Annotated in this window: 13 protein-coding genes; 5 read left to right on the plus strand and 8 right to left on the minus strand. The window is 73.7% G+C overall.

The window, feature by feature from the left end:
- Positions 1-227 (plus strand): hypothetical protein (locus ACH4E7_RS10010; RefSeq protein ID WP_396248523.1); only part of this gene is annotated, 227 nt, incomplete at its 5' end.
- Positions 228-396: 169 nt separating this feature from the next.
- Here ACH4E7_RS10010 and ACH4E7_RS10015 read toward each other — a convergent pair.
- The 8 genes from ACH4E7_RS10015 to ACH4E7_RS10050 form a co-directional block, all read right to left on the minus strand.
- Positions 397-555 (minus strand): hypothetical protein, encoded by a 159-nt coding sequence (locus tag ACH4E7_RS10015; protein ID WP_396248524.1) that lies wholly within the window; start codon positions 553-555, stop codon positions 397-399.
- Positions 556-737: 182 nt separating this feature from the next.
- A complete protein-coding gene (locus ACH4E7_RS10020) occupies positions 738-1883 on the minus strand; it encodes a methyltransferase (protein ID WP_396248525.1) in 1146 nt (381 codons plus the stop codon).
- A gap of 285 nt (positions 1884-2168) precedes the next feature.
- Positions 2169-3071: an STM4011 family radical SAM protein gene (locus ACH4E7_RS10025; protein WP_396248526.1), complete on the minus strand. Its 903-nt coding sequence runs from the start codon at positions 3069-3071 to the stop codon at positions 2169-2171.
- An 11-nt stretch (positions 3072-3082) separates the two neighbouring features.
- Positions 3083-4414, minus strand: a complete 1332-nt coding sequence (locus ACH4E7_RS10030) for an STM4012 family radical SAM protein (protein ID WP_396248527.1) — start codon at positions 4412-4414, stop codon at positions 3083-3085.
- Positions 4411-5244 (minus strand): STM4013/SEN3800 family hydrolase, encoded by an 834-nt coding sequence (locus ACH4E7_RS10035; RefSeq protein ID WP_396248809.1) that lies wholly within the window; start codon positions 5242-5244, stop codon positions 4411-4413. The genes ACH4E7_RS10030 and ACH4E7_RS10035 overlap by 4 nt, the downstream gene beginning before the upstream one ends.
- A 41-nt stretch (positions 5245-5285) precedes the next feature.
- Positions 5286-6410 carry an STM4014 family protein gene (locus ACH4E7_RS10040; RefSeq protein ID WP_396248528.1) on the minus strand — a complete coding sequence of 375 codons (1125 nt, stop codon included), beginning with the start codon at positions 6408-6410 and terminating at the stop codon, positions 5286-5288.
- Between the two features lie 11 nt (positions 6411-6421).
- Positions 6422-7354 carry an STM4015 family protein gene (locus ACH4E7_RS10045; RefSeq protein ID WP_396248529.1) on the minus strand — a complete coding sequence of 311 codons (933 nt, stop codon included), beginning with the start codon at positions 7352-7354 and terminating at the stop codon, positions 6422-6424.
- 55 nt (positions 7355-7409) lie between these two features.
- On the minus strand, positions 7410-8387 hold the full coding sequence (locus ACH4E7_RS10050) for an STM4015 family protein (protein WP_396248530.1): 978 nt from the start codon (positions 8385-8387) through the stop codon (positions 7410-7412).
- A 202-nt stretch (positions 8388-8589) separates the two neighbouring features.
- On the opposite strand from ACH4E7_RS10050, the gene ACH4E7_RS10055 reads away from it, so the two are divergent.
- The 4 genes from ACH4E7_RS10055 (at position 8590) to ACH4E7_RS10070 (ending at position 12413) form a co-directional block, all read left to right on the plus strand.
- Positions 8590-8916, plus strand: a complete 327-nt coding sequence (locus ACH4E7_RS10055) for a hypothetical protein (RefSeq protein ID WP_396248531.1) — start codon at positions 8590-8592, stop codon at positions 8914-8916.
- A gap of 183 nt (positions 8917-9099) precedes the next feature.
- Positions 9100-10209, plus strand: coding sequence for a DUF6745 domain-containing protein (locus ACH4E7_RS10060; protein ID WP_396248532.1), 1110 nt, complete (start codon positions 9100-9102; stop codon positions 10207-10209).
- Positions 10210-10350: 141 nt separating this feature from the next.
- A complete protein-coding gene (locus tag ACH4E7_RS10065) occupies positions 10351-11145 on the plus strand; it encodes a MerR family transcriptional regulator (RefSeq protein ID WP_396248533.1) in 795 nt (264 codons plus the stop codon).
- On the plus strand, positions 11142-12413 hold the full coding sequence (locus ACH4E7_RS10070; RefSeq protein ID WP_396248534.1) for a glycosyltransferase: 1272 nt from the start codon (positions 11142-11144) through the stop codon (positions 12411-12413). The genes ACH4E7_RS10065 and ACH4E7_RS10070 overlap by 4 nt, the downstream gene beginning before the upstream one ends.
- Positions 12414-12442 lie beyond the last annotated feature (29 nt).

Genomic DNA, 12442 nt, shown 5'->3' on the forward strand with positions numbered 1-12442 from the left:
TCAAGATCCTGCCGGGCGGCGGGCTGGCGCTGGGCACCGACCTCACCGCCTTCTACCGCGCGCCCGGCGAGACCGACTTCTCGGTGCTCGGCCGCGACCTGCCCACCACCTCGGTGCAGCAGCTCAAGACCGGCCCCGACGGCCGCCTCTACGCCGCCACCTTCGGGCGCGGCATCTGGTCCATCGACCCGCGTGAGCTGTACCAGGACAACGACAACCAGCACTGACCGCTTCGCGGTTTGATCGGTGCCCGGCCCGCGCTCGACGAGTGCGGGCCGGGCACCGGCGTTGTGGGACTCTCGCGGGAGGGTCCCGGTCCTGCCACGCGGGCGGAGACGCGAGACGGGCCGACGGGCGCTTCCCCGGGCGGCGCCCGTCGGCCGAGTGGGTGGTGGGCTACTGGCCGAGGCGCTGGGCCAGGCAGCGGATGTTGCCCTCGCTGTCCTTGAACCAGGCGCCGCGGATGCCGTTGCGTTCGGCGACGCCGTTGACGGTCTTCAGTCCGGGGAAGTCGTCCTCCTCGAAGGTGATGACCCGGTCGCGCAGGGCGGACATCTCGCTGTCGAGGTCGGCGACCTTGAAGCCGGCGGGGATGACTGCTTGCAGCGGTCCGTCTCCAAGCGTGGTGTTTCGCCTCCTCCTTGTTGCCAGGCTAGGGATGGGGGGCGCCGATCGCCCGGTGAACGGGAGGTGGCCTCGGGACGTGCGCGCCGAGGTGTCGGGGGTCATGGCGGAGGTCATGCGGGGGTGAGCCTCCAGAGCGAGGTGATCTCGGCAGTGCGGGCCGCGTGGAGGGGGTCGGACCGGTCGGGGGCGGTGGCTCGGGGATGGCGCGGGACGGTGTCGAGGCGGCCGGTGACCCGCAGGCCGGCTGCGGCGATGGCGGTGAGCAGCTCGGCGCGAGTGCGCAGGCCGAGGTGCTCGGCGAGGTCGGAGAGGACCAGCCAGCCCTCACCGCCCGGGCGCAGTCGGTCGGTCAGGGAATCCAGGAAACCGTGCAGCATTCGGCTGTCCTGGTCGTAGACGCCCTGGTCGAGGGAGGAGGAGGGGCGGGCGGGCAGCCACGGTGGATTGCAGACGATCAGGGCGGCTCGCTGGTCGCCGGGCGGGTAGAGGGCGGTGCCGGCGGTCTCGACGCGGTCGGCGAGACCGAGGCGCTGGGCGTTGTCGCGGGCGCAGGCGAGCGCGCGCGGGTTGGCGTCGGTGACCAGGACCCGGCGCAGGCCGCGCCGGGCGAGGACGGCGGCGAGCACGCCGGTGCCGGTGCCCAGGTCGAAGGCGGTCGAGTGGTCGAGGGCGGCCGCCGGGAGCGGCGCCCGGGCGACGAGGTCCACGTACTCGCCGCGGACGGGGGAGAAGACCCCGTAGTGGGGGTGGATGCGGGCGCCGAGGGCCGGGACCTCCACGCCCCGGATGCGCCACTGGTGGGCGCCGATCACCCCGAGGAGTTCGCGCAGGGACACGATGCTGTTGTCAAGGAGCGGTCCGTAGGCGGCCAGGCAGGCCGCACGGACGTCGGGAGCACGGTGGAGCCGGATGCGGTGCTCCGGGTCGAGCGGGACCAGGAGCATGCCCAGGACGCGCGCTTGGCGGGCGCGCTGCCGGCGGTGCTCGCGGAAGGCGTCGACGGGGTTCTCGGGGGCGGATCGGGGTCGGCGCCGCTCGGCGCGGCGGCGCATGGCGTGTAGGAGGCGAAGCGCGTCGGGGTAGTCGCCGTGCCACAGCAGCGCGGTGCCCTCACAGGCGAGGCGGTAGGCGGCGTCGGCGGGCAGGGTGCGGTCGGCGGCGATCAGGCGGCGCGGCGGGGGAGTGCCGTTCTCGCTGCGCCAACGGGCGGAGAGGGTGGACAGGCTGAAGGTGGTGGGCCGGTGGATGTCGGACACCGGGACTCCTCGTGGTCGAACGTGCAAGGGGGCACGAAGAGCACTTCGACGAGGAGGCGAGCAGCGGGTGCGCCGAGTGGTGTCGCTGCCGCAGTGGCGAGCGCTGACGTCAGGGCAGATGCGGCTCACGCGTCGAAGCGCGAGCCGGGGTGTCGCCGAGCACGAGGCCCGGCACTGCGGCGTGTCGTATACCGCTGGTCACGGCGGGCCTCCCTTCTGAACGTCCTTGTCCTGCGCGGTCGTTCGTACGCTTTCACACTGAGTGGTCGGTTCGCAACCGATATATCACCCGCCCGTCGGCCAGGCCTGTGGCACCCGCTCCAGGACGCCCGTGCCGAACAGCTCGTACAGCGGCAGGGTCTCCAGGTGGACGTAGCCGATGTGGCAGTCGCAGACCGGCAACGGGCAGGTACGAGGCTGGAGTTGAGTGCGGTAGCTGGCGTCGTAGAGGTTGCCGAGGACATCCCGGACGAAGTGGCAGCGGCGCACCGTACCGTCGCCGTCCACGGAGAGCACCGAGTCGCCGGTGCGGCAGGGCAGGCCGGCGCTCGGGTGGGCGTGCCGGCTGTAGCCGAAGTGCGGGTCCAGCGCGGCCCACCGGGCGGCCTCGGCGTCGGTGTAGCTGCGGCCCTCGGCGGCGTTGACCCACAGGTAGACCCCGGGGGCGAGCGCTGTACGCAGCCGCCGGGCCTCGGCGAGGTGATCCGGCTGCCCGACCACGCCCACGCTGTAGCGCACGCCGAGCGCGTCCAGCTCACGGCACTTGGCGAGGAAGCGGTCGTACCGGACCTGGCCGGGGTGGTAGGTGACCCACAGCGCGAGGGTGGTGAGGTCCGCCTCGGCGAGCCAGCCGGTGCGGCAGCTCAGGTTGGTCTGGATCGCGACCCGGCGCACATGCGGGAGCCGGCTCAGGTCGACCAGCGCCTTGCGGTACCAGGAGCGCACCAGGCCCTCGCCCCAGGGCGTGAACAGCAGCGACAGCGTGTCGCCGCTGCCCTCCCGCGCGGCTGCCCAGGCGGTGAAGCGCTCCAGTGCGGCCCGGTCGGCGCGCAGCAGCCCGGGGGAGTCGCGGCGCTTGGCGAACGGGCAGTAGGGGCAGTCGTAGTCGCAGGAGGCGAGCGGGCCGCGGTAGAGCAGGGTGAGGTCCCGTGCCCGGGTGTCCTCGGCGGTGGGTGCGATCGAGGGCATGCCGAGGAAGGTCATTTCGCCTCGTACGCGGCCATCAGGGCCCGGATCTCGGGCGAGAACAGCATCGGCCCGACCGCGTCCGAGTGGGCCAAGCCCTCCGGGGTGAGCCGCAGTTGCTCCGGATCGTCCGCGAGCCAGCCACGCTCGGCGAACCCGGTCAGCTCCGCCGGGAAGTCCTCGGCGGGGGAACTGCTGAACCGGGCGCGGTAGTCGGCCAGCGGCATGCCCTCGGCCTGCAGCAGCGACTGGACGAGGTGGCGCCGACGCGGCTCCTCGCCGCCCATCCAGTGGCCCACCTCGGCGCGGTGGAAGTCCTCGGTGGCGACGTAGTCGTCGATGATCCCGCGCACCTGGGTGGCGTTCACCGCGTAGTCGAAGGAGTAGTGCAGCTGCGAGGTGTACGAGCGGGCTCCGCAGCCCAGGCCGACCATGCCGTCGGTCTGGCAGGCGTACTCGCTCGCCCCGGCCTGCGGCGAGGAGGCGCGGCGGAACATCCGCATCGACACCTGCTGGTAGCCGTGGGCGAACAGGTGGTCCCGGCCGGATCGGTAGAGCGCGAGGCGGCGGGCGTCCCAGGCGGACCGGCTCTCCTGCTCGCCGCGCCGGGCCAGGCCGGTCAGCGGGCGGACGTAGAGCGGGTAGAGGTACAGCTCCTCGGGCCGCCAGGCCAGCGCGGCGTCCAGCGAGCGCAGCCAGCTCGCCTCGGTCTGGCCGTCGATGCCGTAGATGAGGTCGATGTTGAGCACTGGGAACCCGGCGGCGCGGATCCGGCCCAGGGCGGCCTCCACCTCGGCCCGCTTCTGCGGCCGGACGGCCGATCGGGCCTCGGCGTCGTCCAAGGACTGCACACCCAGGCTCAGCCGGGTGGTGCCGCGGGCGGCCAGCACCTCCAGCCGGTCGGTGGTTGAGGTGGCGGGCGAGGCCTCCACGGAGAGCGGTATCGCCCGCAGGTCGGCGCCCATCCGCTGCTCGGTGATGTCGCACAGCCGCTCCAGCTCACCGGCCGTCAGATAGGTGGGCGTGCCGCCGCCGAACGCGGCCAGCGCGAACCGGGCGCCCTCGTCGAGCGCAGCGCGGACGGCGCCGGCCTGGCGGTCCAGGGCGTCCAGATAGGCCGTGGTCAGTCCCTCGGGGCTGCCGATCCGGGTGAACAGGTTGCAGAAGCCGCAGCGGACCTCGCAGAACGGGATGTGCAGATAGAGCGACAGGGCGTGCTGCGACTCCCCGGCCCACAGCTCACGCAGCGGCGGGCGCTCGGACAGCGGGCGGTAGGCCGTTTTGTGGGGGTAGGCGTAGACGTACGACAGGTACGGCGAGTCGGGGCGCGGGGGTGCGGTGGTCATGCGCGCTCCTCGGTGGTGTCCGTGGACCGGGCGGGGATGGTGAAGTGGGTGTAGGGGACGGTCCAGACCGCCTCGTGGCCAATCCGGTGCCCGGTGTAGCCGTCCTCGCCGTACGCGGTGCCGTGGTCGGAGCAGACGACGGCGAAGCAGGGGCGACGGGCGCTCATCGCGGCGAACAGCCGGCCGATGTGGGCGTCCACGTACTCCAGAGCGGCGGCGTGGCTGGCCCGGGTGTCGCCGTGCTCGCGGGTCGCGCCGGGCAGGTGGAACCAGTTGGGCTGGTGCAGCGCGGAGACGTTCATGAAGAGGAACAGCGGTTGGTCGGCGGGCTGTTCAGCGGTGACCAGTTCGGCCCGGGCGACCTGCTCCTCGAAGGACGTCGGAGAGGCCACGCCCATCGCCGGCTCCCAGTGGCTCTCCTGGAAGAGGCCGGGCAGAACCGAGCCGAGCGGACCCTGCTTGTTGAAGAAGCCGACGCCGCCGATGCACACCGTTCGGTACCCGGCCGCGGCGAGGGCGGTCGGCAGGTCGGGCGCGTCGAAGACCCAGGTGCGGGTGGCGGTGCTCTCGGAGCCGGCGAACCGGGCGGCGAACAGACGCGGGTGCGGGCCGTCGGGGGAAGCCGGGGTGGGCAGGAAGCCGGCCAGGATCGCCTGGTGGGAGGCGTAGGTGAAGCTGCCGGGTGCGTGTCGGCGCTCCCAGCGGCCGCCGGGTAGGAAGGGCGCGAGATGCGGGATCCGGCCGGCCGCGGCCAGCTCCTCTGCGACGTCGAAGCGCAGGGTGTCGAGGGTGACGAGCAGTAGGTCGTGGCTGCCCACGACCGCGTTCATGTCCGGGTTCGGGGCGGACGTTTCGGGCGTGGGGTGGTGGTTCATCGGGCGGGTTCCATGATCTGGTGGTGCGTCGGGGAGATGGCGCGGTCCGTGCGCCGGGTGAGGGCGGCGAGTTGGGCGCCGTAGGTATCGAGGCCCTCGGCCGGGCCGCCGGGCAGGCCGGTGAGGTTGGGTAGCAGGTCGCCGAAGGCGTTGACCTCGCCGATCAGGGCGCGCCGCCAGCCGGCCGTGGGTAGGACGTCCACGCCGACCATCGGCGAGCGGGGGAAGCAGGCCGCCGCGCGCTCGGCCGTCTCCAACAGGGCTGGCCAGGCTGGACCTGCGGCCTCCCGGGCCTGGTCGAGGCTGCCGCGGGCGCCGCCGAGGTGCAGATTGGTCATCGGCTGGGCGCTGGTGCGCACCACCGCGTGCGTGGCCCTGCCCTCGACCACCACGACGCGCAGGTCCGCCGAGCGGCCGGACTGCGAGGCCTTCGGGATCCACTGCTCCACATGCAGCCCGTCCGGCGCCAGCAGGTCGACGATCGCGGCGACCTCCCGCTCGCCGCGGTAGCGGCGCACCCGCAGCGAGTTGTGCAGTCGGCCGTCGGTCAGCTCGACCGAGGTGGTGGCCAGCAGCTGTCCCCGTGGTCCGAACTCCAGGGCCAGCACCCCGGAGGCGGAGGAGCCGTGCGCGGGCTTGACGAAGACCCGGCGCAGACCGGCCTCGGCGAGGTGCCCGCGCAACTGCTCCCATCCGGCGACCTCGCCGCCCAGCGCCCTGGGCACTGACACCCCGGCCTCGGTGAGCCGGGCGTGGGCCCGGCGCTTGTCGAACATCACGGCGATCTCCTCCGGATCGCCGAGCAGCCGTACGCCCGGGCGCGCGCCCAGTTCGCGCAGGGCGGCCGTCACCCCCGCGTACCAGGCTGCCGTGCCCTCGACCCGGGTCGGCGCGTACCCGGGGCCGAGCGCGGGGCCGCGCAACAACTCGTCGACCAGCGGCTCTTCGCCCGGCGACTCGATGCGTAGCAGGGTGCCCTCGGGCAGCCGGTAGTCGCCGCGCAGCACATCCAGCCAGGGCAGCACGGCGGGCTCGGGCAGCCCGGCGGCCCGAGCGGCGGCGGCGAACATCGTCACCCGTCGGTGCCATGGGTTACCCAGGACGGTCAGTCGCAGCGTCATGCCGTCACCGCCTACTCGGCGACCGCGACATAGCGGTCCTCGCCGTCCTCGCCCGCGTCCTCCGCCTCCGCGAGGTCGAGCTCGACCCCGGGCAGGGCCTCGCGCAGGCGCTGCTGCATCTCCTCGGAGAGGTAGTGGTGGCGCAGGTCGAGCGAGCGCAGGTGGGTGAGTGGCTGGCCCTCCAGCAGGGCGGCCGCGCCTTCGTCGGAGAGCACGCCCATGGACAGGTCGAGCGACTCCAGCCGGGCCACCACGGGTGCGTGCGCGAGGGCGGCGGCGATCTCGTCCTGGATGTCGCTGTTGGCCAGCCCGAGGTGGCGCAGCTTCGGCAGCCGCGAGCCGTCCAGGAAGGGGGCGAGGTCGTCGAGGGTGGTGTCGCCGCCGTGGTCGCCGACGCCGAGCCAGAGCTCAAGGCGCTCCAGCGCGGGCAGTTCGGAGCCGGCCACCGCGCGCACCACGGTGGCCGGAAGACCGCCGGACTCGAAACGCAGGGACCGCAGCCGCTCGTGCCGCACCGGCAGGATGCAGAGGTCCATGCCGCCGCGCACGGCCAGTGACGTCAGCTGGGGGAAGACGGTCAGTAGCGGGGTGACGTCGTCCATCTCCATCCAGGAGATCTCGCACTCGTCGAAGGTCACATCACCGAGGAAGAGCGCCTCCAGGGCGGGCAGGCGCCCGGCCTCGGCAGCCATGGCCTCGACCGTGTCGCGCACCGGGACATAGCCGTTCTGCCACCAGGGGCCGATCACCAGGGCGCGGACCCCGGCGGGGTCGACGGACTTCAGGAAGCTCTGCCAGAGCTGCCCGAAGTCCTGCGCGGCGTCGTAGTCGAGGGAGAGCCGCCAGGCGACGGCACCGGCGGCGGGCTGGGGCCGGCCGTCGCCGGGGTTGAACTCGTGGATCGGCAGCTCGTGGAAGCGTTCGAGGTGGAGGGAGACCGTCATGTCGGATCCTGGCGGGTGTGTCGGGTGTGTCGGATGGGCGGATTCGGGGCCGGGGCTACTCGGCCACGGCGACGTAGCGCCACTGGTCGTCGGGCCGGCCCGGCTCGGAGAGGTCGAGCTCGACCTCGGGCAGGGCCTGACGCAGGCGCTGCTGCACAGCCTCGGTGAGGAAGTGGTGGTGCAGGTCGAGGGAGCGCAGGTGGGTGAGCGGCTGACCCTCCAGCAGGGCCGTGGCGCCCTGGTCGGTGAGCACGCCCATGGCCAGGCTGAGCGACTCCAGCCGGGCGACCACCGGTGCGTGCGCCACGGCGGCCGCGATCTCGTCCTGGAACTCGCTGTTCTGCAGACCCAGGTGACGCAGCGCGGGCAGGCCAGTGCCGTCCAGGAAGGGCGTGAGGTCGTTGATCGTGGCGTCACCGCCGTAGTTGTCCACCCCCAGCCAGAGCTCCAGTCGCTCCAGAGCGGGGAACTCGCAGGCGGCGACCGAGCGGACCACCGAGGCCGGCAGGCCGCCGGCCTCGAAGCGCAGCGCCTTCAGCGCCTCGTGCCGCAGCGGCTTCAGGGCCAGGCCGCCCTTGCCGTCCCAGTCCTCCGAGGCGCCCCGCACCACCAGCTCGGCCAGCTCCGGGAACGCCGTCAGCAGGGGCGACACGTCGCACTGCTGGATCCAGGAGATCTCGCACTCCTCGTAGGTGATGTCGCCGGCGAACAGCGCGCGCAGGGCGGGCAGCCGGGAGGCGGCGGCGACGAGCGCGTCCAGCGGCTCCTGGAAGGAGTCCGGTTCCTCCGGGGTCCACTGGCCGATCACCAGGGCGGTGACCCGCTCGGTGCCCACGGTGTCGAGGAACTGCTGCCAGCGCTCGCCCCAGGTCTGCTCGGACTCGTAGTCGAGCCCGATCCGCCAGGCGACCGCGGTTGCGTCCGGCAGCTGCGCGGAACCCGCGCCGCCGCCCTCCTCGGCCTCCTCCAGTGCCTGGACGAAATCGAAGACCGGGAGACCGTGGAACTCCTCGATGTGGGACGTGACGGCCATGCGCTGCTCCTCCGGGGGTCTGGACCGAACAACTGTTTACCAGCCCGGACTGACAATCCGGCGGCCGGGTGGCCGACCGGGTGCGTTGTCAGACCCTTGCCCTATGTTCCGGTCATGGCTCCGGAGCGTGACCGAGTCCGGTAGGGCGGAGCCATGGATTCCGGCGCCCGCCGGGGTCCGGCCATACGGTGAGGGAGGGCTGATGTACCGCCAGGGTGATGTGCTGATCGTGCCGGTCGTGGAGAGCGTGGTGCCGTTGAGGGTGTCCGGGCTGGCCGTGCAGCCCCGCGACGCGCGGGGCCGAATGGTGCTCGCGCTCGGGGAGGTCACCGGACACGCGCACGCCGTGGTCGGCCCCGGAGAACTGCGCCGGGAGACCGGGCCGTTCGGTGACGGCTGGCTGTACCTGCCCGAGGGCGGTCGGGTGGTGCACGAGGAGCACGCGGCGATACCGCTGCCCAAGGGCTGGTACCGGGTGATCCGCCAGCGCGAGTACGTCCCGGGCGCGGTGCGCATGGTCGCGGACTGACACACGGCCCCCGCACGCTGCCGGGCGGCGGCGTCGCGGCGTCGCGGCGGCGTCGCGGCGGCATCGCGCCGGAGCGCGGTGACGAGCGGTGATAGGCGCGGTGGCAGGGCGGGCACGGACCGCGGAACGGGAAACGAGAACGGACGGCCGGGTGAGGAGCCCGACCGGGGAACGGAGCAGGCGATGGAGACGGTGATCCGCGACAACCCGGCGGACGCGCGGGTGGCGGGCGGGGCCGCCGAGGCGCGGGCACGCTGGCGGGCCGCGGCGGCGGCCACCGGGCCGGGCGATCGGGCCGCGGTCGAGCGCGCGGTCCGCGCCGCCTACCGGGCGGCCGGGCTGCCCGAGCCCACGGCCGTCCGCTGGTTCGGCTCGCCGTTCGCGGCGACGGAGGCGGCGCTGGAGCTGCGGGCCGCGGGTGCGGTGAGCGTACGCGAAGCGGTCCGGACCCGGCCCTGGGAGCAGGCGCGGCGGCGGGCCGTCGAACAGGTCGGCGCGGCCGGATGGCCGGCGCACTGGGCGCTCACCGGCGGCGAACTCGGCCCGGTCACCACGCCTCTCGCGGACCGGGTGCGCAACGCCGTGCTCGACCGGCTCGCCCCCGAGGCCGACCGCGACGAGACCTCCGCCGACGCGGCCGCCGAGGCGCGGGCGCGCCGCACCACCGTCCGGCTCGCTCTGCTGGACGCGGTGCGCGGCCAGCACGACGCGCCCTGGTTCGCCGCCCTCGAGGCCGCCGGGGCGGGCACCGACGCCGTCGCGCCGCTCGCCGAGGCGGCCCGGGAGGCCGGCTGGTGGTGGCCCTACCAGGACGTCGCGCTGATCAGCGAGCGGCCGGTCGCGCTGCACCGCGACGAGGCCGGGCGGCTCGACCGGGCGGACGGCCCCGCGCTGGAGTACACCGACGGCTTCGCCCTGCACGCCTGGCGCGGCATGCCCGTCCCCGCCGAGTTCCTGGCGGGACTGGGCGATGTGACGGTCGAGCGGATCCGTACCGAGGAGAACGCCGAGCTGCGCCGCGTCCTGCTGGAGCACTACGGTTACGAGCGCTACCTGGCCGACTCCGGTGCCGAGCCCGTCCACCGGGACGAGACCGGTGTGCTCTGGCGGATCGTCCTGCCCGACGACGAGCCGGTGGTGATGGTCGAGGTGGTCAACTCCACCCCCGAGCCCGACGGCACCTTCCGCACCTACTGGCTGCGCGTTCCCCCGAGCACCCGCACCGCGCGAGCCGGGGTCGCCTGGACCTTCGGCATACCCGAGACCGCCTACCACCCGCAGCGCGAGACCTGACCGGCCCCGGCATCCGGCGCCCGGCGCAGGCCGGCGGGCTGCGAGTGTTGACCCTTACCCCACGTCAGGCCGCACGGTGGGGCACGGCGGGACACACAGCCGCACGGGGCACATGGATGCACGGATGCACGGGAGGGAAGCATGAGCTGGTCGGTCGGACAGGTCTCCGGATTCGCCGGGGTGACGGTGCGGACCCTGCACTACTACGACCGGTCCGGGTTGCTGTCGCCCAGCGAACGCAGCCCGGCCGGCTACCGGCTCTACAACGCGGCGGACCTCGCCCGGCTGCAGCAGATCCTCTTCTACCGGGAACTCGGCTTCCCGCTCGACGAGATCGCCGACATCCTGGCGGACCCGCAGGCCACAGTGCTCGACCATCTGCTCGCCCGGCGTGACGCCCTCACCGAGCAGATCACACGGCTGCAGAAGCTGGTGGACGTCGCCGAGCGGGCGATCGAGGTGCAGCGCACCGGGATCGAGCTCAGCCCCGAGGAACGGTTCGAGGTCTTCGGCGATGTCGTCTTCGACCTCAGTTACGCCGCCGATGCCCACCTCAAGTGGGGCGAGCGGGAGGGCCACCAGGAGTCGATGGCGCGCGCCGCCGCCCATACGAAGGAGGACTGGCGGCAACTGATGGCCGAGGCTGCGGTGTGGCGGCGGCGGCTGCTCGCCGCCTTCGACGAGGGGCGGGCCGCCGACCACCCGGAGGTGCTGGATCTCGCGGAGGAGCACCGGCAGCACATCACCCGCTGGTTCACGCCCTGCCCGCCCGAGATGCACTGCCGGATCGCCGACGACTACGAGGCGGACGCCCGCGCCTTCGCCCTCGTCGTTCCCCCGGCCGAGCAGCGGCCGGGCTTGGCCGGCTACCTCCGCAGCGCCATCTGCGCCAACGCCGAGCGGCAGAGCTCGACCGGCGGGGAGGTGGCGCGATGAGGATCCTGCTCATGGCCGCCGGCTCGTACGGCGACATCGCCCCGTACACCGGGCTCGGTGCCCGGCTGCAGGAGGCGGGGCACGAGGTCGCCCTGGCGGCGCCGGAGACCTTCGGCGAGCTGGTGAGCGGCAGTGGACTTGAGTTTCGTCCGCTGGCGGTCGATCCGCGTGGGAGACCGGCCGGGGTGAAGGAGGGGCGCTCGGTGTTGCTGGCACGGGCCGCCGCGTTCATCGACCGGCTCGGTGACGGGCTCGCCGACGCAGCCGCACCCGGCGCCGATCTGCTCCTGCTCGCGACGACGACCGCCCCGCTCGGCTGGCACCTGGCCGAGGCGATGGACGTACCGAGCCTCGGGGTCTACCTCCAGCCCACCCTGCCGACCGGGGAGTTCCCGCCGGTCGTCGGGACGCCGCGCTCGCTGGGCCGTTGGGGCAACCGGGTGGCGGGGGCGCTCGGCCAGCGCGTGGTGGACCGGCTGCACGCGGGGGCCGCGCGGCGGCTGCGGGCGCGGCTGGGGCTACCGGTGTGCTCCCAGCCGGCCCGACGGCGGTCCCTGGAGCGGCTGAACTGGCCGGTCCTGCACGGGTTCAGCCCCACGTTGGTGCCGCGCCCGACGGACTGGCGGGAGGGCTTGCAGGTGGTCGGCAACTGGTGGCCGTACGTTGCGGCGGACTACCGTCTTCCGACGGAGGTCGAGGACTTCCTGCGGGCCGGGCCGCCGCCGGTGTTCATCGGCTTCGGCAGCATGGCGGCGGGGCAGGGTGAGCGCCTGGGCGCTCTCGCGGTCGACGCGCTGCGGCGCGCGGGGGTTCGCGGTGTCCTGCAGTCAGGTTGGGCCGGGATCGCGGCCGACGGGGCCGACGGGGGCGATGTGCTGACGGTCGGCGAGATCCCGCACGCGCAGCTCTTCCCCCACATGGCCGCGGTGGTGCACCACGGCGGCGCCGGTACTGCGGCTGCGGTGCTGCGGGCGGGTGTGCCGAGCGTCCCGGTCCCGGTGACGGCCGACCAGCCCTTCTGGGCCGGCCGGCTCACCAGGCTGGGCGCAGCCACCGACCCGATACCGTACGCCGAGCTGACTGCCGTCGGGCTGGCTGACGCCATCCGCCAGGCCGTGGCGGGTGGGGCCCTGCGAGGGCGGGCGGAGGCGGCGTCCCGCGCGATGGCGGAGGAGGACGGCGCGGCGCGCGTCGTGGAGGCGGTCGCGGGGCTGGAAGACGTTTGTCAGGGAAGCCGTGGCGAGTGCGAACTTCGGTGGGAGGGATGAGAGCAACGCGGCTTGTGGGCGGGCGGCAC

Origin of the sequence: Kitasatospora sp. NPDC018058 (assembly GCF_044327205.1) — a bacterium.
Lineage (GTDB): Bacteria > Actinomycetota > Actinomycetes > Streptomycetales > Streptomycetaceae > Kitasatospora.